The sequence below is a fragment of the Vibrio amylolyticus genome (assembly GCF_023145695.1).
Classification (GTDB): domain Bacteria; phylum Pseudomonadota; class Gammaproteobacteria; order Enterobacterales; family Vibrionaceae; genus Vibrio; species Vibrio amylolyticus.
The window spans coordinates 35,794-59,796 of record NZ_JAJHVV010000016.1 but is presented as its reverse complement, the minus strand read 5'-3'; the positions used below and the strand labels follow the sequence as shown (position 1 = coordinate 59,796).

The 24,003-nt window shown below is 43.3% G+C and carries 17 protein-coding genes and 5 tRNA genes; 15 read left to right on the top strand and 7 right to left on the bottom strand.

What is annotated here, in order from left to right:
- The first annotated feature begins 477 nt into the window (after positions 1 to 477).
- Both polA and spfP read left to right on the top strand, forming a co-directional pair.
- Positions 478 to 3,267, top strand: coding sequence for a DNA polymerase I (gene polA, locus KP803_RS20035; RefSeq protein WP_248010650.1), 2,790 nt, complete (start codon positions 478 to 480; stop codon positions 3,265 to 3,267).
- 194 nt (positions 3,268 to 3,461) lie between these two features.
- A complete protein-coding gene (gene spfP, locus KP803_RS22050) occupies positions 3,462 to 3,509 on the top strand; it encodes a small protein SpfP (RefSeq protein WP_438356636.1) in 48 nt (15 codons plus the stop codon).
- A gap of 573 nt (positions 3,510 to 4,082) precedes the next feature.
- On the opposite strand, the gene yihA is transcribed toward spfP, so the two are convergent.
- The gene (gene yihA / locus KP803_RS20030) at positions 4,083 to 4,751 is read right to left on the bottom strand and encodes a ribosome biogenesis GTP-binding protein YihA/YsxC (RefSeq protein WP_248010616.1); all 669 of its coding nucleotides are present in this window, start codon (positions 4,749 to 4,751) and stop codon (positions 4,083 to 4,085) included.
- A 148-nt stretch (positions 4,752 to 4,899) separates the two neighbouring features.
- Between yihA and KP803_RS20025 the strand changes: the two genes are divergently transcribed.
- The 5 genes from KP803_RS20025 (at position 4,900) to hemN (ending at position 9,541) form a co-directional block, all read left to right on the top strand.
- Entirely contained in the window at positions 4,900 to 5,517 is a 618-nt protein-coding gene (locus KP803_RS20025; protein ID WP_248010615.1) for a c-type cytochrome, read from the top strand.
- Positions 5,518 to 6,250: 733 nt separating this feature from the next.
- Positions 6,251 to 6,889: a class I SAM-dependent methyltransferase gene (locus KP803_RS20020; protein WP_248010614.1), complete on the top strand. Its 639-nt coding sequence runs from the start codon at positions 6,251 to 6,253 to the stop codon at positions 6,887 to 6,889.
- The gene (gene yihI, locus KP803_RS20015; protein ID WP_248010613.1) at positions 6,889 to 7,458 is read left to right on the top strand and encodes a Der GTPase-activating protein YihI; all 570 of its coding nucleotides are present in this window, start codon (positions 6,889 to 6,891) and stop codon (positions 7,456 to 7,458) included. Before KP803_RS20020 ends, yihI begins: the two co-directional genes overlap by 1 nt.
- A gap of 6 nt (positions 7,459 to 7,464) precedes the next feature.
- A complete protein-coding gene (locus tag KP803_RS20010; RefSeq protein ID WP_248010649.1) occupies positions 7,465 to 7,953 on the top strand; it encodes a DUF2489 domain-containing protein in 489 nt (162 codons plus the stop codon).
- 199 nt (positions 7,954 to 8,152) lie between these two features.
- Entirely contained in the window at positions 8,153 to 9,541 is a 1,389-nt protein-coding gene (hemN, locus tag KP803_RS20005) for an oxygen-independent coproporphyrinogen III oxidase (protein ID WP_248010612.1), read from the top strand.
- An 85-nt stretch (positions 9,542 to 9,626) separates the two neighbouring features.
- On the opposite strand, the gene ilvY is transcribed toward hemN, so the two are convergent.
- On the bottom strand, positions 9,627 to 10,517 hold the full coding sequence (ilvY, locus tag KP803_RS20000) for an HTH-type transcriptional activator IlvY (protein WP_248010611.1): 891 nt from the start codon (positions 10,515 to 10,517) through the stop codon (positions 9,627 to 9,629).
- 153 nt (positions 10,518 to 10,670) lie between these two features.
- Here ilvY and ilvC point away from each other — a divergent pair, with 153 nt between their 5' ends.
- On the top strand, positions 10,671 to 12,155 hold the full coding sequence (gene ilvC, locus KP803_RS19995; RefSeq protein ID WP_248010610.1) for a ketol-acid reductoisomerase: 1,485 nt from the start codon (positions 10,671 to 10,673) through the stop codon (positions 12,153 to 12,155).
- A gap of 185 nt (positions 12,156 to 12,340) precedes the next feature.
- Here ilvC and ubiK read toward each other — a convergent pair whose 3' ends face one another.
- The 4 genes from ubiK to KP803_RS19975 form a co-directional block, all read right to left on the bottom strand.
- Positions 12,341 to 12,592 carry a ubiquinone biosynthesis accessory factor UbiK gene (gene ubiK, locus KP803_RS19990; protein WP_248010609.1) on the bottom strand — a complete coding sequence of 84 codons (252 nt, stop codon included), beginning with the start codon at positions 12,590 to 12,592 and terminating at the stop codon, positions 12,341 to 12,343.
- Between the two features lie 160 nt (positions 12,593 to 12,752).
- Positions 12,753 to 15,875, bottom strand: coding sequence for a multidrug efflux RND transporter permease subunit (locus KP803_RS19985; protein ID WP_248010608.1), 3,123 nt, complete (start codon positions 15,873 to 15,875; stop codon positions 12,753 to 12,755).
- 11 nt (positions 15,876 to 15,886) lie between these two features.
- A complete protein-coding gene (locus KP803_RS19980) occupies positions 15,887 to 16,993 on the bottom strand; it encodes an efflux RND transporter periplasmic adaptor subunit (RefSeq protein ID WP_248010607.1) in 1,107 nt (368 codons plus the stop codon).
- Between the two features lie 59 nt (positions 16,994 to 17,052).
- On the bottom strand, positions 17,053 to 17,634 hold the full coding sequence (locus KP803_RS19975) for a TetR/AcrR family transcriptional regulator (protein ID WP_248010606.1): 582 nt from the start codon (positions 17,632 to 17,634) through the stop codon (positions 17,053 to 17,055).
- Positions 17,635 to 17,814: 180 nt separating this feature from the next.
- Here KP803_RS19975 and rep point away from each other — a divergent pair, with 180 nt between their 5' ends.
- On the top strand, positions 17,815 to 19,830 hold the full coding sequence (gene rep / locus KP803_RS19970) for a DNA helicase Rep (RefSeq protein ID WP_248010605.1): 2,016 nt from the start codon (positions 17,815 to 17,817) through the stop codon (positions 19,828 to 19,830).
- Positions 19,831 to 19,920: 90 nt separating this feature from the next.
- Here rep and KP803_RS19965 read toward each other — a convergent pair whose 3' ends face one another.
- Positions 19,921 to 20,334, bottom strand: coding sequence for a c-type cytochrome (locus tag KP803_RS19965; protein ID WP_248010604.1), 414 nt, complete (start codon positions 20,332 to 20,334; stop codon positions 19,921 to 19,923).
- 296 nt (positions 20,335 to 20,630) lie between these two features.
- On the opposite strand from KP803_RS19965, the gene KP803_RS19960 reads away from it, so the two are divergent.
- The 6 genes from KP803_RS19960 to KP803_RS19935 all read left to right on the top strand — a co-directional run bounded on the left by KP803_RS19960 (position 20,631) and on the right by KP803_RS19935 (position 23,934).
- A tRNA-Arg gene (locus KP803_RS19960) sits at positions 20,631 to 20,707 on the top strand.
- A 47-nt stretch (positions 20,708 to 20,754) separates the two neighbouring features.
- Positions 20,755 to 20,830: transfer RNA gene (locus KP803_RS19955), tRNA-His, on the top strand.
- A 182-nt stretch (positions 20,831 to 21,012) separates the two neighbouring features.
- Positions 21,013 to 21,089: transfer RNA gene (locus KP803_RS19950), tRNA-Pro, on the top strand.
- A gap of 42 nt (positions 21,090 to 21,131) precedes the next feature.
- A tRNA-His gene (locus KP803_RS19945) sits at positions 21,132 to 21,207 on the top strand.
- A 53-nt stretch (positions 21,208 to 21,260) separates the two neighbouring features.
- Positions 21,261 to 21,337: transfer RNA gene (locus KP803_RS19940), tRNA-Pro, on the top strand.
- 881 nt (positions 21,338 to 22,218) lie between these two features.
- Positions 22,219 to 23,934 (top strand): dipeptide ABC transporter ATP-binding protein, encoded by a 1,716-nt coding sequence (locus KP803_RS19935; protein WP_248010603.1) that lies wholly within the window; start codon positions 22,219 to 22,221, stop codon positions 23,932 to 23,934.
- Positions 23,935 to 24,003: the final 69 nt, after the last annotated feature.

The following is a 24,003-nucleotide window of genomic DNA, read 5'->3' as shown; positions in this document are numbered from 1 at the left end:
AACGAACTTACACAAGTTCTTTTTGACACGACATTGCTCACATTGCTTCCAGTGTAATTTATAGCTTTCTGGTCAAGCTGCGCAGAAATTCTGTATCCAGCTCTAACCTTGTTTTGCTAGGCGACATCTTTTGATGTCGCTTTTTTTTGTCAATTTTTTGTGATCATTTTCGAAGAAAAAAACTAACGTGCCATTTTTTCCACAATCACGGATCGTTTAAGGATCGTTGTGGGATTATTCGATCTAATATTTAATCCTTATAAATTAATGATTTAAAATATTGATTGGTGTTTTTTATTCCACATAGAGAATAGTGTGAAAAAAAGTATAAACAGAGTTATCCACAAGCTAGGGTGCTTTCTGTTTGATAAATTTAAAAAACGGTGAGCTTGAGTGAAGAGTTAAATGGATTCATGTTACCAGTCATGGCATCCTAAGCAGATCTTACTAAATGCAATATTTTGGATACAAAAGACTATGGCTCGCATTCCAGACAATCCGCTCATTCTTATTGATGGCTCTTCTTATCTTTACCGTGCATTTCATGCTTACCCTGATTCGATGACAAATGGGGATATTCCAACCAATGCCATCTACGGTGTTGTGAATATGCTCCGTAGCATGATGCGTCAATTCTCTTCTGAGCGTATTGCTGTGATTTTCGATGCGAAAGGTAAAACGTTCCGAGATGATATGTATCCAGAGTACAAAGCGAATCGACCGTCAATGCCAGATGATCTGCGCTGCCAAATTGAACCACTGCACAATATGATCCGTGCAATGGGGCTTCCATTGATCTCTATACCAGGGGTTGAAGCTGATGATGTGATTGGTACGCTCGCGTCACAAGCATCAAAAGCGGGAATGCCAGTGCTCATCAGCACTGGTGATAAAGATATGGCTCAGCTTGTTGATGAGAACGTCACGTTGATCAACACTATGACGAATGTTGTGATGGATACAGACGGTGTGGTGGAGAAGTTTGGCATTCCCCCTGAGCTGATTATCGATTACCTCGCGTTAATGGGTGATAAAGTCGATAACATTCCTGGCGTACCAGGCGTTGGCGATAAAACAGCAACAGCGCTACTGCAAGGTATTGGCAGCCTAGAAAAAATCTATGAGAACTTAGATGACATTGCAGCTCTCGGTTTCCGTGGCTCTAAGACAATGGCGAAAAAGCTTATCGACAATAAAGATAACGCTGATATGTCGTACCAACTTGCCACCATCAAACTTGATGTCGAACTCGAAGAGACACCAGAGTCACTAGTGAAGTCTGAACCGAATGTTGATGAGCTTATTAAGCTGTACGGACAAATGGTCTTCAAGTCTTGGTTGAATGAACTGCTTGAAGGTGGAACAGGGGTTGTTCAGCCAGATGAAAAATCAGGGGCGGTACGTTCATCACCGAGTCCTGCTGTTGAACTTGATAATGCGGCGGTGACGATTGATCGAAGCCAGTATGAAACGATTTTGGATCAAGAGACGTTTGCAAAATGGTTAGACAAGCTCAAAGCAGCGGATCTCTTTGCGTTTGATACCGAAACCGACAGCCTTGATTATATGGTGGCTAACTTAGTCGGTCTCTCTTTTGCGACCGAAGAAGGTCTTGCTGCTTATGTTCCCGTTGCTCACGATTATCTAGATGCACCTGAGCAGCTTGATCGTGACTGGGTGCTAGAGCAACTAAAACCGATTCTAGAAGACGAACAGCAAGCCAAAGTAGGGCAAAACCTGAAGTACGATGCCAGTGTATTAGCACGTTATGATATTACAATGAAAGGCATCAAGCACGACACCATGATCGCTTCGTATGTATTGAATAGTGTGGGTGGCAAGCATGATATGGACAGCCTAGCGCTGCGCTTCTTACAGCATAGCTGCATTTCGTTTGAGCAAATTGCGGGCAAAGGTAAAAAACAACTCACCTTTAATCAGATCGATCTTGAACAGGCTTCGCCATACGCGGCTGAAGATGCTGACGTCACGCTGCGTCTGCACAATCGAATTATGTCGCATCTAGAAAAAGACGAAAAACTGAAAGCCATTTACGACGACATAGAGATGCCGTTAGTACCTGCCATTTCTCGTATTGAGCGTACTGGTGTATTTGTTGATGACATGATGCTAGGTGCCCAATCTCAAGAGATCGCGGCTCGTCTTGATGAGTTAGAAAAGAAAGCGTATGAGATTGCAGAGCAAGAGTTCAACTTAAGCTCGCCAAAACAGCTTCAAGCAATTTTGTTTGAAAAAATGGGACTGCCGGTGATTAAAAAGACGCCATCTGGAGCGCCTTCAACCAATGAAGAAGTTCTGCAAGAGCTAGCTTTGGATTACCCATTACCAAAAATATTGATTGAGTATCGTGGTTTAGCGAAACTAAAGTCAACGTATACCGACAAGCTCCCTAAAATGATCAATGCTGAAACGGGGCGTGTACACACTTCTTACCATCAAGCTGTGACCGCAACAGGTCGTTTGTCTTCAACCGATCCAAATTTACAGAATATCCCTATTCGCAATGAAGAAGGTCGTCGTATTCGTCAAGCCTTTGTTGCACCACACGGTTATAAGATCTTGGCGGTCGATTATTCTCAAATCGAGTTACGAATTATGGCGCACCTTTCTGGTGATAAAGCATTACTCGAGGCGTTCCAACAAGGTAAAGATATTCACGCAGCAACGGCCGCTGAAATATTAGGTGTCTCGATTGATGATGTCTCTAGTGAGCAGCGTCGCCAAGCGAAAGCGGTTAACTTCGGCCTTATTTATGGCATGAGTGCGTTTGGCTTAGCGAAACAGTTAGGTATCGCTCGCGGTGAAGCGCAGCGTTATATGGATACTTACTTTGAGCGTTACCCTGGCGTCATGCAATATATGGAAGACACCCGCAGTAGTGCGACAGAACATGGTTTTGTTGAGACAATCTTTGGCCGTCGTTTGCACCTTCCAGAGATAAAATCACGTAACGGTATGCGTCGAAAAGCGGCGGAACGTGCAGCAATTAATGCGCCGATGCAGGGGACAGCTGCCGACATCATTAAAAAGGCGATGTTATTAGTCGACGAGTGGATTCAATCGGAAGGCGATGGTCGAGTGAAACTGCTTATGCAAGTACACGATGAACTGGTATTAGAAGTTGAAGAGTCGGTATTAGGCGAAATTGAAACTAAAGTACAACAATTGATGGAGTCTGCAGCAGAATTGGATGTTCCATTAATCGCTGAATCTGGTCATGGAGACAATTGGGATCAAGCCCACTAGACACTTTTTGACACAACCCCCCAAATAAGTATGAGCCAGCGCACAAACGCTGGCTTTTTTGTGCGAGAAAAACAAGAGCTGAAGGTTTTTCTTAAAGTGTAGTCAAAACAAAAATTACTGAAAAAAAACTACAAAAAAAGTTTTCATTTCTGACCAATTGTTGTACATTAGTCTGCGTAGGGTACAGAGGTAAGATGTTCTATCTTTCAGACCTTTTGTTTCACGTTATTGGATTAGGCTGATTCAGCCGCCCCAGTCAGTATTTGACTGGGGCGTTTTTTCTTATGGCAAAGAAAAAACCTAATGGCCCTATTTCTTCTCTTCATTTGTATCAAATAGCTAACCTTGTGTTGATAATTAGCTAATTCCTTCGGCTTGAACTCTGATTCTTTGCAACTACTGTGTAATTTTATACCACTCACACTTTTTATTATTTTTCTTTGATAAATAAGTGTGAAATGCCGTGTGGTTTTTATGAAAAAGGTATTTAAATTAGATGGTTAGATATTGGTGATGAGTCGGTTAGAGAGCTTGCAAGAGTCTCCTTACTAGTTGAAAAATATCAGGTGATAGGGGATGCTACTTGGATAATAATAACGAGTAATATTTCTCTCCCGTTGCCCCACCAGGATGGTGGGGATTTTTATGCCTGTATTTATACCTCTACGTACACCTTCAAGACAGATGCCTCCCTTTTTAATCGTATTTATGAAGGCTGTTTATTGCAGTTTCTTGAACTATCCCCATAAATTTTAAGCATAAAAAAGCCCCACACTGTGAGGCTAGATAGGCACATAAGTATTGTCTAAAGAGAGCTATTCACCTTGCTGGCTTTCTTGCGCATCAATGAGTTCAGTTAGTTCTTCCTCTGAAGCTTCAAAAGCGGGTGCGTACCATTCGTCTAGCTTGTTACGCAGTACATCAACCCCGATTCCTTTCAATGATGAAAACGCATCAACTTTAACATCGCCGCCAAAGCCAATTGAGGATTCACGGATCTTTAAGACTTGTGATTTTCTCGCACCGGCTTTCAGTTTATCTGCTTTTGTTAGCAGTACCTGTACTGGAATATTGCTATCCACAGCCCAGAAAATTAGCTGCTGATCGAGATCTTTCATTGGATGACGAATATCCATGAGGACCACTAGGCCTTTTAGGCTTTTCCGACACTGTAGGTATTCACCGAGTGATTTCTGCCATTTCTCTTTTAGCTTTAAAGGTACTTGGGCATAACCATAGCCAGGTAAATCAACAATGTGACAACCTTCATCCACCTTAAATAAGTTAATTAGCTGAGTTCGACCAGGTGTTTTACTGGTTTTAGCTAAACCGCGCTGATTGGTTAAGGTATTGAGGGAACTTGATTTACCAGCATTAGAGCGACCTGCGAACGCAACTTCGATCCCTTCGTCTTCTGGTAAATGACGAATATCTGGCGCACTCGTAATGAAATGCGTGTTTTGATAATGAATTTTTACGCTCACTGTTAACTCCATCTCGACTTTGTGTAGTCGACTGATTACTTTTTTGTGAAATTGTGTAAAATAACCGTGCTCGGCATATGATCGCCTATTATACCATGAGTGGCAACACAGAGTGGTACTGGAAGCTTTATAATTATAATGGAATGTCATGAAGAAATTAGCGCTTATCTTGAGTCTTTTAGCCAGCTGCACTGTTTGGGCTCAAGGCAGCATAGAAGCTGGTAAAACAAAATCAATAACATGTGGTGCCTGTCATGGCGCTGATGGAAATAGCCAACTTGGCATGTATCCGACAATCGCTGGTCAACACGCGAAGTATCTTGAAAAGCAGTTAAAAGATCTACGTTTAGGCATGACAAGTGGTGGTAAGCAAGGTCGTATGGACCCTGTGATGAGTGGTATGGCGATGGCATTAAGTGATCAGGATATCGCTGATTTAGCAGCGTATTATTCTTCACTACCTATTGCTGCCAATACAACGCCTGAAGATGTCGTTGAAGAGGGTAAAGTCCTTTATACCGCAGGTGATATCGACCGTGGTATTACAGCGTGTATCGCTTGTCATGGACCGCGTGGTAATGGCACGGAATTGTCTGGGTTCCCTAAGATTTCTGGCCAGCATGCAGAGTACACCAAGTCTCAGTTACTGAAGTTCCGCGATGGGACTCGTAATAATGACATGAATGAGATGATGCGTGATATCGCTAAAAAGCTGACTGACAATGATATCGAAGTGTTATCTCAATATGTGGGTGGGCTTCACTAACAGAGCCTTTGTTCGAGCACCCTACTGTTGATGTAACAAGAAGCCTTAGCCTTATGCTAGGGCTTTTTTGTATCTATATCACTATACGCTTCATGAACGCTTGATGATTGAGATATACATATTCTGCGGAGTATGTAAGAGATCGACCATGGTTTTTATAGAGTTAGGATGCTGTGTTTTTATAAGGTGTTGATTTTATTTATGTTGCTGGTTTGTTTTGATTTGTGGCTAAAAAGTTTGAATTGGCAGTGTTGTTTATATCGTTAATCAGGGTAGATTAACCGCATCGGCAAGGCGCTGATTTGGACATTTAGACTAGGAAAGTCTCCAAGGATGCAGGTAAGGAATACCTGAAGGTTGGACGAAGGATAGTAGCGGGCTAGGAGCTCGCTGGATAAGGATGATCGACTCGTCTCAAGGAGAGACACTGAAATGGATCAGGCTAATGGATAGCCCAGATACAGGAAGTCGAAAGGATTATTAAAATTCATCAGGATGATGAAGAACAAAATTTTTTGCAGGGAAAGCATCAATAACAACAGGATAGTTGAGCACCGTTTGAGTGCGTACAAATTTGCCAATAACTGGCACTTTGAAAGCGATAGGGAAACCTATCGCTTTTTTATCATTTAAATAACAGTTATTTTTTCATTTCGCTGTTTAATTGCACAATTTAACTCCACTCTGATCTCACTTTCTGGTATGTTTCGCATCCCTGTTTTAGGATGAAAGCATGCACAACTGCCCTTTATGCCACAATCAAGACACTCAGCATTACTTTGAGGATAAGCGTCGAGCTTATTTACAATGTCGAGAATGTCATTTGGTGTTTGTTGACCCGACTCAACGCTTAGATGCAAAAGCAGAAAAAGCTCACTATGATCTCCATGAGAACGATCCTAGTGATGAGGGGTATCGTCGGTTTCTATCGCGAATTGCCGAACCAATGATGGAAAAAATTTCATCTAACGCTCATGGGTTAGATTTTGGCTGTGGCCCTGGCCCAACATTATCCGTAATGTTGCAAGAACAAGGACACAGTATCGAATTGTACGACCTTTACTATCACCCTGATAAATCGGTGCTAGCGAAGGTTTATGATTTTATAACAGCTACAGAAGTCATTGAGCATGTTTATCAGCCTGACTTGGTGTGGCAGCAATGGTTAAATTTAGTTAAGCCGGGTGGCTGGATTGGTCTTATGACCAAGATGGTTATTGATCTTGAAGCGTTTAAAAATTGGCACTATAAGAACGATCTGACCCATGTCATCTTCTTTAGCCGCAAGACCTTTGAGTATTTGGCTGAGCGAGATAAGCTCGAACTTGAATTTGTTGGAAATGATGTAATTTTACTGAGGAAGACCCAGTAATGAGTCGTAGTAAGAAATCTAGAAAGCCAGGAGCGTTAGGCGCTCCAGAGCAAAACGTTACTCGTAATCGTAGTGAATCTGATGTTGAAGGTCGCTTACGTAAACGTAAAAAGAATCGTAAAGGCCTAAAAACCGGTAACCGTAATTCAGAAGTTGAAGAGGTGAAGGTTCGTCAAGCGAAACAACAGCGCGATCCTCGCTTAGGCAGCAAAAAGAAAATCGCTCTTGTTGTTGAAGAGAAGAAAAAACCGAATAAGCAAGAGCGTAAACTTTCTGCAGAGAAAGAACTGGAAATGCTTGAGACGGATACGCAGCTGAATGTACTACTTGATCGCCTAGAAAATGGTGAGAATTTAGGTGCAGGCTTACAGAAAGTTGTTGATGAAAAACTTGATCGTATCGAAGTCTTAATGAAGCAGCTTGGTCTTTATGTTGAAGATGAAGAAGACGAGTTTGAAGAAGAGATGATGCCTGAGCCTAAATCGGTGAAGACGAGCAAAAAATCGTCTAGCGATGAAGAGCTATTATCTCAGTTTGAAGATCTCGATCTTAGTGATTTCAAAGAGTAATCAATGATGAATGTAACCTTATTAGCCACGATAGGTGTGATTATTATCGCAGGGCTAGCATGCTATGCAGGTTACCTTCTGCTCCAAGTTAAGAAGCAAAAGGAATTGCAGCAACAACAGCAAAAGCTAGCGATCGATAAACGTAATGCGAATATTTTTGAGAATGTGAATACGCTCTGTTTAGCGGGTATCCAAGGTCAATGCGATCTCTCTGAAATTAGTATCCGAGTGTATAACATTATGGATTATGTTCAGGGTGAAAGCCGCATTGATATGGATCAGCAATATCCAGCCCTCTCAGAGCTTTTTCATGTCGTTAAAGATATGGCGCGTGGTGATGATCGCCAAGCGTTAGAGAAGCAAGAAAAAATGAAGCAAAACTTAGCTCGTCATAAAGCTGAAGTGGAACTAGCCGACGCGATTGTTGAAGAGCTTAAAGCGTTGCAAAAAAACATTGCACCGCTAAACAATCAAATTAATGTTCAGGTTATCTAATCGAACCTAATATTGCTGCTCAATAAATTTGGTCACTTATTCACCAGAGTGAGTGATCGAGCTAGCAGTTATGAAATTTTCTTACGAAAATGTGTTTCGCTTACCTACGCAAAGCATGGTCATGTGGCAAAATAGCCAGTCAAAATAGCCAGTCAAAATAGACTCTACGCCGATTACAGTTAGAAACGGAAATAATCCCATGTCACAGCAAGTCGTATCCGGACAACAAATTGTCTGGGATCAAGCTATTCTGGATAAATACAACTATTCAGGACCTCGTTACACCTCATACCCAACTGCGTTGGAGTTCCACGAGGCCTTCACTGTAGCTGACTACGACATGGCGTGTGCTCAATACCCTGAGCGTCCACTCTCTTTATATATACATATTCCGTTTTGCCATAAGCTTTGCTACTACTGTGGCTGTAACAAGGTTATCACTCGCCACTCTCACAAAGCGGATGAATATCTTGATGTCATCGAGCATGAGATACGTCAACGTGCCTCCCTACTGCAAGGGCGTAAAGTCACGCAGTTGCATTTTGGTGGTGGTACACCGACATTTCTATCTAAAGCTCAAATCAGTCGTTTGATGACCATCTTACGCAGTGAGTTTAATTTTGTCGGCGACGCTGAGATCAGCATTGAAGTTGACCCGCGTGAAATTGAGCTCAATATGCTTGATCACCTTCGTGGCGAAGGGTTTAACCGATTAAGTATTGGCGTGCAGGACTTTAATAAAGAAGTTCAAAAACTGGTTAACCGCGAGCAAGATGAGGATTTCATCATTGCCATGGTAGAACGCGCTAAAGAGCTTGGTTTCCGTTCGACGAATCTCGATTTAATCTACGGCTTGCCAAAGCAGACCAAAGAGTCGTTTGCAAAAACATTAGCGCAAGTATTAGATATGCAGCCTGGACGTTTGTCTGTGTTTAATTACGCACACATGCCACAGCTGTTTGCCGCACAACGTAAGATTAAAGAAGACGATCTACCGATTGCTAGTGAAAGAATGGGTATTCTACAAGAGAGTATCGCGACGCTGACTGGAGCGGGTTATCAATTTATTGGTATGGATCACTTTGCACAGCCTGATGATGAGTTAGCCGTTGCTCAGCGAGAAGGGGTGTTGCATCGTAATTTCCAAGGCTACACCACACAAGGTGAAGCAGACTTAGTTGGATTCGGTGTCTCAGCGATATCCATGATTGGTGACGCCTATGCGCAAAACCAAAAAGAGCTGAAAAAATACTACGCTCAGGTGGATGAGCTGCGTCATGCGTTATGGAAAGGGGTTGCTCTAGATAGTGATGACTTACTGCGACGTGAAGTGATTAAGCAGCTAATCTGTAACTTTAAACTGGATAAGACCATGATTGAGTCTGAGTTTAAAGTGACGTTTAACCAATACTTCAAAGAAGATTTAGAGTTACTGCAAACCTTTATTGATGATGAATTAGTCGAAGTAGATGACAAAGAGATCCGAGTAACGCTACGTGGTCGATTGTTGATTCGTAATATTTGTATGTGTTTTGATAAATACCTACGCGACAGAGCGCGCCAGCAGCAATTCTCTCGCGTTATCTAGTCTGGTTAATACCTAGCTTGATTCGTCTAAGATAAATAGAGCCACGTTAATGCGTGGCTTTTTTGTGCCTGAAGGAATTAATAGGCTAGGGGGTAATGTACTTACGTGCAGCAACATCCCATAGCGCTTTCACTAGCGGGTTATCAAGTTGTGAGCGTTTGCAACACACGCCCAGTTCAAACGGCTTGATCGGTTTAACTTTAAGGCGCTGAATCTTCTCTCTTACAGGGCTGTTATTGATCACCACATCAGGCGCAATCCCGACACCACAACCGAGTGCAACCATACTAACAATGGCCTCATGCCCCGAGACTTGCGCATAAATATTGGGTTTAATCCGCATGCTCTTAAACCACGCATTAGCTCTATCGCGAGCGGTTCCTGCTTCTGAAACGATAAATGGGATACTCGACCAATCAGGCTTATCGCTTTGTAATTGCTCAGCAAAACTGCTGACACCAGAAGGTGCAATCACGGAGAGCGGAATTTCACTGATGGTTTCAAACTCAATACGAGCAGGCAGTTGATCAGGTTTGGCAGAAATCGCGATATCTGCTTTGTCATTTAGGATGATGTCAATCGCTTGAGCTGGGTCGCCCGTTGAAAGTTTATATTCAATAAAGGGATGTTGAAGTCGAAATTCAGAAAGCAATTCAGGTAAATGGCTATAACTTGCAGTAACGGAACAAAAGAGTCTTATCTCGCCTTTCAGTTCTAATTCATGACCTTTAGTTTGCGCATTGTATTGTTGCCACTCGGTTTGAATCTTCAAGGCCACAGGCAGAAGCTGCTTACCGGCGGGTGTTAGCTCAACACTGCGGTTATCGCGTAAGAACAAAGTTTGGTTGGTTTCTTCTTCAAGTTTTTGTATCTGTCGGCTTAATGCCGATGGACTAATGTGCATCGCGGAGGCGGTTCTGCTGAAGTTTTTACTATCACACAAATGAATGAACATCTGTAAGTGTTTAATATTCATAAATAGGTCATCTTGAAAAGATATTGTGTTGCATTAATTGCAATTACTAATTGTGAATATATCACTTTCGGCAATTAAATGTCTGCTTTAGTATGAACTCATTCGGTGATAACGCACCGACCATTACGGAAGAATCAACAAGGAGCGCCCAACATGGCTAACTATTTCAATACTTTAAATCTACGTGAGCAACTTGACCAACTAGGTCGTTGTCGTTTTATGGACCGCAGTGAATTTGCTACAGAAGCAGATTACCTAAAAGGTAAAAAAGTGGTTATTGTAGGTTGTGGTGCTCAAGGTCTAAACCAAGGCCTAAACATGCGTGATTCTGGCCTAGACGTTTCTTACGCACTACGCCAAGCAGCAATCGACGAGCAGCGTCAATCGTTTAAAAACGCGAAAGAAAATGGTTTCGTTGTTGATAGCTATGAGAATCTAATTCCTCAAGCTGATCTAGTAGTAAACCTAACACCAGACAAGCAACACACAAACGTTGTTGAAACGGTAATGCCTCTAATGAAAGAGGGCTCTGCATTAGGTTACTCGCACGGCTTCAACGTAGTTGAAGAAGGCATGCAAATCCGTAAAGACCTAACGGTTGTAATGGTTGCGCCTAAGTGTCCAGGTACAGAAGTGCGTGAAGAATATAAACGTGGCTTTGGTGTTCCAACACTAATCGCAGTTCACCCAGAAAATGACCCTAAAGGTGAAGGTTGGGATATCGCTAAAGCTTGGGCAGCAGGTACTGGTGGTCACCGCGCTGGTTGTCTAGAGTCTTCATTCGTTGCTGAAGTTAAATCTGACCTAATGGGTGAGCAAACAATTCTTTGTGGCATGCTTCAAGCGGGTTCTATCGTTTCTTACGAGAAAATGATTGCTGACGGCATTGAACCTGGCTACGCAGGTAAACTTCTACAGTACGGCTGGGAAACCATTACTGAAGCACTGAAGTTTGGTGGCATCACTCACATGATGGATCGTCTATCAAACCCAGCGAAAGTAAAAGCATTCGACCTTTCTGAAGAGCTTAAAGATCTAATGCGTCCACTTTACAACAAGCACATGGATGACATCATCCAAGGCGAATTCTCTCGCACTATGATGGCTGACTGGGCAAACGATGATGTGAACCTATTTGGCTGGCGTGAAGAGACAGGCGAAACGGCATTTGAAAACTACCCAGCGTCTGATGTAGAAATCTCTGAGCAAGAGTACTTTGATAACGGTATCCTAATGGTTGCAATGGTACGTGCAGGGGTTGAGCTAGCATTCGAAGCAATGACAGCATCAGGCATCATCGATGAGTCTGCATACTACGAATCACTACACGAACTACCGCTAATCGCAAACACGGTTGCTCGTAAGCGTCTATACGAAATGAACGTAGTAATCTCAGATACAGCTGAATACGGTAACTACCTATTTGCTAACGTAGCAACACCACTTCTACGTGAGAAGTTCATGCCTTCAGTAGCAACTGACGTTATCGGTCGTGGTCTTGGTGAGACGTCTAACCAAGTAGACAACGGTAAGCTAATTGCTGTGAACGATGCTATCCGTAACCACCCAGTTGAATACATCGGTGAAGAGTTACGTGGGTACATGACTGATATGAAGAACATTGCAGTAGGCGGCTAATTTTATTGCTCTAGAGCCTAAGCTCTTTGTTGGAAATACTCATTTGCTACTCGCAAACTCCGTCTTTCCGCCTCGATCTTAAGCTCTATGGCTTCAAAACGTTCTTCTAGATAAAAAAATATAAAGGGCTTGGTCAGTGATGACCAAGCCCTTTTTTAATAGGTTTTAAAGAGTAGGGTAAGTGGTTACTTATCTGCTAGCTTCTCTTCAAGTTGAGCAAGCTTTTGCTCCATTTCTGTAAGCTTTTGACGAGTGCGAAGCAACACTTGAGTCTGTACGTCAAACTCTTCGCGGCTCACTACGTCTAGTTTGTTTAGTTGGCCTTGGATGACTTGGCGAACTTTTTGGTCAACATCAGCACCAAGGTCTTTAACAGGGGCTGGCATAGAATCGTGAATCTGCTTAGCGATTTGCTCTAATTTTTTTGGATCAAACATTGGGTTAAAAACTCCTATTAATTTGCCACCATTCTATTTAAACCGAATAGAAAAGTCGCTAGTTGGTGGAAAAAATGTTCAGTCGCACGACTAGAAAGTGATTAACGCGAGATAAAAAAATAGGCCACTTCCGTGACCTATTTATGATTCAGACTAAGCATTAGCTTGGGTGAGAAACTTCTCGTTGAGCAGCTTTTGCTTCATCAATACGTGCTAGCTTCTCAAGATCTTTATCTTCCACAAACACAGGCAATGGTTTGTGTTTCTCTGCCAAATAGCTGTAGATAACAGGCAGTACAAACAGCGTAAACAAAGTACCAATCGCAAGACCAGCAACGATAACGATACCGATACTAAAGCGCTGAGCAGCACCCGCACCCGTTGCGTACATCAGTGGGATAAGACCTGCAATCATCGCCGCCGTTGTCATCAAGATAGGGCGAAGACGAACCTTCGCCGCTTCCATTACTGCATCAATACGATTCTTCTTATTATGCAGCTGCTCTTCTTTAGCCACTTCACAGATAAGAATACCGTGCTTAGTGATAAGACCAACTAAGGTAATCAAGCCTACCTGAGAGTAGATGTTCATTGATGCTGCGCCCCATGCCAAGGCAATCAAGGCACCACAAATAGCCAGTGGAACTGAAACCATGATCACTAACGGGTCTTTAATCGACTCAAATTGAATCGCTAGAACCAAGAAGATGATCGCCAGCGCCAAGCCAAAGGTTGCGTATAGAGCGCTGCCTTCTGTTACGTATTGGCGTGATTCACCCATATAGTCATGGTTATAGCCACTTGGTAGCTTATCTGTTGCAATACCTTCAAACCAATTAACCGCATCACCCATCGCGGTACCCGGAGCAGGAACAGCGCCTACCGTTGCTGAGTTTAACTGGTTAAAGTGAGGGAGCGAGCGAGGCTCAGCAATGACATCAATGTTAATAAGGCTACCGAGTGGAACTGCGTTACCATCAGCAGCACGAACATAGTAGTTGTTCATCGACTCAGGGTTTAAGCGAAACTTACGCTCAACCTGAGGGATAACCTCATACGAACGACCGTTAAGGTCAATACGATTCACATAACCATCCGCCATCATAGTACTAAGCGTAATACCGATATCTTGCATGGTTACGCCGTATGCACCTGCTTTGTCTTTGTCGATGTTGATCTTCATCGTCGCAGAGTCAAAGTTAAGATCTAGGTCTGAGTAAACAAACATAGGGTTAGCCGTGACTTCACTTAGTACATCAGACGCCACGGTAAACAGACTTTCAAAGCTGTTTGGTGTGGTGATAACAAATTGAATTGGCAGACCAGAACCCGCACCTGGAAGCTCTGGCATTTGGAAGGCTGTTACCGCCATTCCTGGTACTTCTTTAACCAGATCACCGACACGCTTGGCTACGTTAGCTTGGCTCTCTTCACGTTCACTCCAAGGAACCATAGAAGCAATACCAAAGGCTTGGTTTGCATTAGGAACCCCAGTAAATACCTGTGCAAACGACACTTCAGGCTGAGCGGAAAGAATCTCGTTTACGTCGTTCATGGTATTTTGCATGTAATCTAGGTTTGCGTTTGATGGCGCAGTGCCCATTAACATGATGACGCCTTTATCTTCCGAGGGAGCAAGTTCGCTTGGAATAAAGCTAAACAGCACAGGCAAGACCGCAAATACAATCACCGAGAAACCAATCACGACAGGACGATGAGCCATGACGGATTTCAACATACGTGAATAGCGATTGGTCATTCTGTCGAGTACGCTGTGAACCGTTTTCTCAAATTTGCTTGGCTCTTCATTCGCCTTCAACATTTTTGAACACATCATCGGCGATAAAGTTAATGCCACGATGCCGGAAACAAATACCGCGCCGGCAAGCGTTAATGCAAACTCTTTAAATAGCGAGCCCGTAATACCGCCCATCATTGCGATTGGCGCATATACCGCACCTAGCGTTAATGTCATTGCGATAACAGGAACCGCAATTTCACGCGTACCTATGATAGCGGCTCTAAATGGGGATTCACCTAACTTCAAGTGCCTATCAACGTTTTCTAGAACAACGATCGCATCATCAACCACCAAACCAATGGCGAGTACCATCGCTAGTAGTGTCATCAAGTTCCAAGAGAAGCCCATTACCTGCATCACCATCGCCACACCAATTAATGAGAGTGGAATAGTGACGATAGGGATAAGTACCGCTCGGAATGACCCAAGGAACAGAGTAATTACGACCAGAACGATTAACGCTGCTTCAAGGATAGTCTTTACAACTTCATTGATTGATTCGTTGATCGCGATGGTTGAATCGTACATCACGTTCATTGCGATATTACTTGGAAGGTTCTTCTCTAGAGTAGGAAGTAGATCAAGAACGTCCGCCGCAATGTTAATCGGGTTTGCACTTGGCGCCGCATTGATAGCGGCAACTACAGCCTCTTGGCCATTAGCGCTAGCACGATAAACATCATGACTCTTTTCTAAACTCACCTTAGCAATGTCAGCCAGACGGATGATATTACCTTCGTTACCCTTAACAACAAGGTTTTCTAGTTCAGCAACGTTTGATACTTGCGTATCCGCACTACCGTTATAGATAACAAACTCACCGGTCACCTGGCCTGTTGCTGACTGATAGTTATTGGCATTCAGAACGCCCATTACATCAGTGGCTGTAAGGTTCAGAGCCGCCATTTTAGACGGGTCTAGCCATACGCGCAGTGCGTATTTCATACCACCGTAAAGATCTACTTTAGAAACACCACTCACGGTAAATAGCTGTGGGTTAATTACACGTTCTAGGTAATCGGTAATTTGGCTTGAAGCGAGTTCATCACTGGTAAAGCCGATATAAAGTACCGCAGTTGTAGAGCCTGTCGACATCGTTACTGTCGGATCCTCAGACTCTTTTGGCAGCTGTGATCGAACCGAGTTGGTTTTGGCTAATACATCAGACAGCGCCGCGTTCGGATCGGTATTGAGCTTCATCGTCACCGTGATGGTTGATTTACCATTCACCGATTGTGACGTCATATAGTCGATATTGTCGGCTTGTGCGACCGCTTGCTCCAAGGGTTGAGTTATAAAGCCTTGAATCAAATCGGCACTGGCACCGTAGTAGCTGGTAGTAACTGTAACCACGGTATTCGTCATTTCTGGGTATTCACGAACCTGCATTTTGAAGATCGCTTGCATACCAAGCAACGCAATCAAAAAGCTGATCGAGACCGCCAGAACTGGACGTTTTATGAAAACATCAGTAAAGCGCATAATTTCTCCAGTTACAGCATTGGTGTTTGAGCAGGAGGAGTGGTTGCATCGCTCTCAACAACGCGAACTTTCGCATCATTACTCAAACGAACCTGACCCGTTGTTACGACCAGGTCACCAACCTTCACACCATCTAAAACGTGAGCAATCGACTCACTGCGTTCACCCACTTTAACCACGTGTTGTTTTACACGTTGTTCGCCATCTTCTTCGCTTACGATGTACACATTGTCACCATACAGAGTGTAAGTAATCGCTGTTTGTGGCAGTACAACTTGGTTTTCTAGCTCAGGAAGAATGATATTAGCGCGTGCAAACATACCACTACGCAGTTGACCATCGCTGTTTGGAATATCGGCTTGAACTTGAATAAGACCACTTTGAACGCTGACGGCTGGTTCAATGGCACTGATAGAGCCTTTGAACGGGCGTTCTGGGTACGCATCAACAAAGATATCAACGGTTTGGTCGATACGAATACGAGAGATGTCTGTTTGTGGCACAGTAAAGCGCAGACGCATCACGCTAGTATCTTCTAGACGAACAATGTCTGTACCGGCTTGCAGGTATTGACCTAGGTAAACGTTACGAATACCCACAACACCAGAGAAAGGCGCTTTAATCTCACGACGATCGATTGAAGCCTTTAAGCTTTCAAGATCGGCGGAAAGAGAATAAAAGTTCGCTTCTGCTTCATCGTAGGCTTCTTTAGAAATAGAGCCTTTCTTATATAAGCCTTGGTAACGTTTGTACTTCGCCTCTGCAGCAGGCAAGCGTGCCTTGGCACTTTTCAGGTTTGCTTTTTCAACATCAGAGTCAAGCAGCACCAACGACTGACCTTCCTCAACTTGAGTACCAGACTCAAAGGTGATTTTGTCAATGACACCATTGGTTTCATTGGCCACAGTCACACCTTGATTCGGTTCGATAAAACCGATCGCTTCGATCACTGGAACCCAATTTACGGCTTCAACTTCTACCGCAGTAACAGGGAACTCAGGCTCTGGACGGTTTGCCAAATATTCAGCAATTTTCTGTTGCTTGAACAGATTAAAACCTATCACACTGCCAAATAGGACAATGGCGATAAGTAGCATAAAGAAAGTCCACTTTTTCATTCTGCTGGTGACTCCAAGTTAGTTGTTAGCAAATAAGCTAATGGTTATTAAAAAATAGCTTAATGGTTAGTAATGGCATCCCAACTTGCATTAATGGCCGCTTCAATCGCGTCATCACTGAGTTGGTACAATCCAAAAGTGTGCTTACGAGCCAGGGTAACGCTTGTTTCCAAGCTCAATGCTGAAAGCAATTCATTATCAAGTGGCTTAAAAACCCCTTGTTCTTTACCTTGTTTAAAGAGGGTGTAGACCTCTTTGAACATGCCGCGCTCTTCTTCACGAGAGGCGCTGCAGTTGCCAATGGGCGTCGAATCATATTGAATGCGGTTTTTTAGCATCGCAATGTCCGTGCCCACTAGGCTCCAAATATTGAGCCACATCTTTCGATAGCGCTCTTTAAGTGGCATAGATTCATCAACGTCGCTTTGTACTACATCGGCAATACGTTGTGCGACGTGTAATCTAAGTTCTTCAATTAGATGCTCTTTATCGTCAAAGTAGCGATAGATAGTCCCCGCGGCGACACCTGCTTCTTTAGCTAGTCTCTGCATTGAAAGCCCTTGTAATCCTACATCGGCAATAACAACGCCTGCTGCGAGTAATATCTTTTGACGCTTATCATCGGTCTGTTTCGTAGTCATAGGACACCAGTAATGAATGAACGTTCATTCATTATAGATCGATAAGTGTGGATCGATGCAACATTTATTTGTATCACTGTAAGAGAATGTTATTAATTAGACGATAGCATTCGTTGCATTGCACGATTATGATAGCCCTCCAATACTTAAATGAATCGCTGCCACAATATTGAGATCGCCATGAAGCTGAACCCCCAACAAGATGAAGCCGTAAAATATGTATCAGGACCATGCCTGGTATTAGCCGGGGCTGGCTCGGGCAAAACGCGAGTGATCACCAATAAAATTGCTTATTTGGTTCAGCAGTGTGGCTATAAAGCGAGAAATATCGCTGCGGTGACTTTTACCAATAAAGCCGCGCGAGAAATGAAAGAGCGTGTTGGTCAAACATTAGGTAAAGCGGAATCTAAAGGCTTAATGGTCTCTACCTTCCATACACTCGGTCTCAATATCATCCGCCGTGAATACAAGGTACTGGGTTTAAAAGCGGGTTTCTCACTGTTTGATGACCAAGACCAAATGGCGTTATTAAAAGAGCTGACGGAAAAGCAGCTCGACGGCGATAAAGACCTTTTGCGCCAATTAATGAGTGCGATTTCTAATTGGAAGAATGACATGCTCACCTCTGAGCAAGTTAAAGGCAGGGCGGTAGGTGAGCAAGATCAGCTGTTCGCTTTCTGCTATGAGATGTACTTAAAGCAAATGAAGGCGTATAACGCGCTTGATTTTGATGATCTCATTTCACTGCCAGTTTTGTTGCTTCGTACCAATGAAGACGTTCGCAAACGCTGGCAAGGCCGCATTAAGTATCTGTTGGTGGATGAATATCAAGATACCAATACCAGTCAATACGAATTAGTTAAGCTCTTAGTTGGAGAACGCGAGCGATTAACCGTAGTAGGGGATGATGACCAATCTATCTACTCTTGGCGTGGTGCTAAACCTCAGAACTTGGTGCTACTGGGTCAAGACTACCCAAGCTTAAGGTTAATTAAACTTGAACAGAATTACCGTTCAACGTGCCGAATTCTACGTGCCGCTAATATTCTGATTGCCAACAACCCACACGTGTATGAAAAAACGCTGTTTTCTGAAATTCCAGAAGGTGAGCCACTTAAGGTGCTCATGGCAAAAAATGAAGAGCATGAAGCAGAGCGTGTTACCGGTGAGATCATTGCTCACAAGTTCTTGAACCGAACCAACTATAAAGATTACGCCATCTTGTATCGAGGTAATCACCAGTCTCGTTTGATTGAAAAATGGCTAGTGCAAAACAAAGTGCCGTACAAGCTATCGGGTGGTACGTCATTCTTCTCTCGCGCAGAAATCAAAGACATCATGGCGTACTTACGTGTCTTGGTTAACCCTGATGATGACAATGCGTTTTTGAGAATCGTGAATACGCCTCGCCGGGAGATTGGTCCTGTGACGCTCGAAAAGTTGGGTAGCTACGCGAACATGCGAGGAAAAAGCCTGTTTGCCGCCAGCTTTGAAATGGGCTTGGAACAGCATTTAACGGGGCGAGGGCTTGAGAACCTGCAACGTTTCACTCAGTGGATAGTGAGAATCGCAGATAACTCAGAGCGCGGGAATACCGTTGAAGCGGTGCGTTCATTGGTACGTGATATCAATTATGAAGACTGGCTATATGAGACCTCTTCTAGCGCCAAAGCGGCAGAGATGAGAATGAAGAACGTCTCGGATCTCTATTCATGGATTGTTGCTGATCTAGAAGGCGACAACTACGACCAAGAAGAGAAGACATTAAAAGAAGTCGTACTCAAGCTAACCTTAAGAGACATGATGGAACGCGGTGAGGAGGACGAAGACAATGATGCTGTTCAGTTAATGACGCTTCACGCTTCAAAAGGCTTGGAGTTCCCTTATGTTTACCTGCTTGGGTCTGAAGAGGGAATTTTGCCGCACCAAACCAGCATTGATGAAGACAATGTTGAAGAGGAACGTCGTCTTATGTATGTGGGTATCACTAGGGCGCAAAAAGAGCTGACCTTTACCATGTGTAAAGAGCGTCGCCAATATGGTGAACTGATTAAACCCTCTCAAAGTCGCTTCTTAGATGAGCTTCCTCAAGATGATATTGAGTGGGAGTCTAGGAAAAAGCCCGTATCGGCTGAAGAGCGGATGGAGAAAGGGCAAGCACATATTGCAAACTTACGGGCAATGTTCAAGAAGTAGTGCTGTTTTGTAAATTGAATATTAGATAAAGAAAAGGCTTGGTTTACTTATGTAAGCCAAGCCTTTTCTTTTAATAAGGAGAGTAGACGTTTATAAGCCTTCAATCATATGCTCAATGGCTGCGATGATTTCATCATCTGAACAGTCCATACAACCGCCTTTTGGTGGCATCGCGTTGAAACCATTGATTGCGTGTTCTGCTAATACATCTTTACCTTGAGCAATACGAGCACCCCAGTCGCCAGCATTACCTGTGACAGGAGCACCGCCAACACCACTTCCGTGACAAGCAGTACAGAACATGCCGTAAACAGCACTACCTTCGCGAGGGCCTGTGTCTTCTTCTACAACGGGCTCAGCACCAGCTAGGTAGACATTGCCAACAGGTTTGATGCGCTCGGCAATGGCATCGTACTCTTCTTGGCTAACACTACCAGCGTATGCGGCAGTCGAACTAAGTAAAGCGGCGAAAAATACTGTTAAGATTCGTTGAGACATATCCATTAAACTCACTTTAAATTCCCAAGGTAAGTACGTGCTTACCATTTATATAGTTGATAGTTTTGTGTCGATTCAACCCCATAAAAGGCTGTTAAATCAATGTAAACATTGGGTGATTATATCCTGTTAACTTGTTGCATTAAACAGCAAGTTAACGACTATTCAGAGATTATTATTTGTGAAATAGCTCTTTGTCACACTTTAATTGCCCAAAAAGGCACCAAACAATAAAAAAAGTTGAAAAAGTACTAGACGACATAGTGTGATATACGTATTATTCCCATCCGCCGATAGGGCATGCGCCCGTAGCTCAGCTGGATAGAGCGTTGGCCTCCGGAGCCAAAGGTCGAAGGTTCGAATCCTTTCGGGCGCGCCATCCGGATGCTTGCATAAGTAAGTGGCATATTGGCAAAAGATATAATGGTGGCTATAGCTCAGTTGGTAGAGCCCTGGATTGTGATTCCGGTGGTCGCGAGTTCGAATCTCGTTAGCCACCCCATTATTTAGGTAGCTTAGTTTACTGAGTAAATAAAAGCTTCCCGTTTTGATTCAAGTGACATCCCAAGAATCGAAACAAAATTCGTCAGTGATTAGCGTTGTTTTATAGCGCATGCTGGCTCTTGGAATAAGCGGACCAGAGGGTTACCCTCTCAACGTAAACCAAGTGAAAAAATACTTTGTCGGTGAATAGCGCAGCTTGGTAGCGCATCTGGTTTGGGACCAGAGGGTCGGGGGTTCGAATCCCTCTTCACCGACCACTATTTCAATAATCGCTAAGGCGGTTATATAAAAAATTAGTGGTGGCTATAGCTCAGTTGGTAGAGCCCTGGATTGTGATTCCGGTGGTCGCGAGTTCGAATCTCGTTAGCCACCCCATTAATTTTGGTAACGTAAGTTTCCTTTTTCGTTAAATCGAAATAAAACCTTGTCGGTGAATAGCGCAGCTTGGTAGCGCATCTGGTTTGGGACCAGAGGGTCGGGGGTTCGAATCCCTCTTCACCGACCACTATTAAGAAGCCCTGTCAGAAATGACGGGGCTTTTTTGCATCTGAAGATCAGTAAAATGATTGTGGCTAGGATTAGAGACTTGGGGGTTCCCAATGATTTCAAAACTAGGCTCTTCACTGACCACTATTAAGAAGCCTTGTCAGAAATGGCGAGGCTTTTTTACGTCTATAGTTCGGAGTTTTGAAGCAATGCTGAACCCAAAATTCTTTGTTTGAAAGGCTTGATAATCACGATCCTTGTAAAACTATCTTTACTGCTGTCTAGAAAAAATTAGTCATTTGTTAATCATCAATACAGAGGCCGAAGCCTGGTGAATATCTCCTGTGCATTTTTGAAGTTAATCACACTGCCATTTTTATACTGAACTAACCTATATTGTTCCAAGATTAATAACCCCTACCTAAGACTGAACCTATCTACTTTGGGTTTATTAACTACTATATTGGCACTTTACCAGGTCGTTCTTCTGCATTTTTGTTATCAAGTGGTTTTTGTTTCTGCTTTGTTAATTTTTAACTTTATATTATTTTTGATGAATTATTCACTGATGTGTTTTTATGATCTTCGGGTTTAACTAATCCTTTTAGGTGATACTGCTGTTAAGTTCGATGCTGGTGCAAGATGCACTCAATTGGTATTACCAATATTAAATGCAATTTGTATGCATAATTATCCATACACTTTGCTCTCTATCTGCTCAATATCGACTTTTTATCCTCTATTTGTTGCTTTTCTGTGAGTTTTTTGCCAAATTGATGACCTTGTTAATTGCCAGAACATTATACTGGCAAGAATGGATTCAATTTATATCAGTATGTTTGCGCGCAATACTGGTATCAGACAGGGCAGAAAACTGTCAAAGCAGTCGAGGTCTGATAAATGTCGCTATTAGAAGTTCAAAATCTTCGTATTGAGTACCCATCTCGCCATGGGGTTCATGCAGCTGTTAAATCGCTTTCGTTCAATATTGAACGTGGTGAGATTGTTGGTGTTGTTGGTGAATCTGGAGCGGGTAAGTCAACGGTTGGTAATGCTGTTATCGATCTACTTAGTCCTCCAGGTCTAATCGCAAGTGGCGATGTATTTTTAGACGGTGAAAAGATCTCCGGACTAACGCCTGAGCAAATGCGAAAAGTTCGCGGTTCGAAAATTGGATTTATTTTCCAAGACCCGATGACCTCTCTTAACCCTCTATTCACGGTTGAGCAGCAGCTAACCGAGACCATTCACGCCAACATGAAAGTGTCGGACGATGAAGCGTATCAACGTGCCTTATCTTTAATGAACCAAGTGGGTATTCCTCAGCCGGAAAACCGTCTAAAACAGTACCCTCACCAATTTTCTGGTGGTATGCGTCAGCGTGTGGTTATTGCTATTGCCCTTGCGGGTGAGCCTGACTTAATCATTGCCGATGAACCTACCACTGCTTTGGATGTGTCTATTCAAGACCAAATACTGACATTGATTCGCGATCTGTGTATCGAGAAAAATGTGGGTTGTATGTTGGTTACCCATGATATGGGTGTGGTCTCTAACGTGACTGACCGTGTTGCGGTAATGTACCGTGGCGACTTGGTTGAGTTTGGCCCAACAGCAAAAGTATTGGGCGACCCTGATCACTCTTACACACGCAGTCTAATTTCAGCGGTTCCTCGCTCAGATGTGAAACTCGATCGTTTCCCATTGGTGAGCTACATCGAAGAAGCACATGAGATGGAGCCTCTGGATGTTAAAAATCACTGGTTAGGTCAAAGCCAAGATCACCGTGATTACACTGGTTCTTTATTGAATGTGGAGAACGTTAACCTACGCTTTGTCACTAAAGACTCTTTGTTTGAAAGTCGTCGTGAATTTGTTCAAGCGTCAAACAACGTTAGCTTTGATGTCCGTGAAGGTGAGACTTTTGGTCTAGTAGGCGAATCTGGTTCGGGTAAATCAACAATTGCACGAGTGATTGCCGGTCTATATGCACCTAACTCAGGCAAGGTATCGTTCGAAGGTATCGACCTAACGGCAATGAAATCTGAGAAAGAGCGTCGTCCTTTACGTCGTCAGATGCAGATGGTATTCCAAAATCCTTATACATCAATGAACCCTCGTATGAAGATCTTTGACATTATTGCTGAACCTATTCGTTTTCACAAACTGACTCGCAACGAAACCGAAACTCGTGAGATCGTCAACGATCTACTTGATCACGTTGGTTTGGGCCGCATGTCAGGTGTTAAGTACCCACATGAATTCTCTGGTGGTCAGCGTCAACGTATTTCGATTGCACGTGCTCTTGCCACTCGTCCTCGCTTATTAATTTGTGATGAGCCAACGTCGGCACTGGATGTATCTGTTCAAGCTCAAATCTTGAACTTACTGAAAGACCTGCAGGATGAACTCAATCTAACCATGCTGTTTATCAGTCACGATTTACCGGTGATACGCCAGATGTGTGATCGTGTTGGCGTGATGCAGATGGGTAAACTGTTAGAGGTAGCGCCAACAGAGCAGCTATTTACTAACCCTCAGCACGAATACAGCAAACACCTAATTTCATTAATGCCTGAGTTCGTAGGCTTAAGAGAAGAAGTAAAAACGGCATAAGTCGTTTCGAATTACCGATTAGCGTCTAAACGTTAATCGGTATCGGAAAACTGAGCGTGCTTGGTAGTA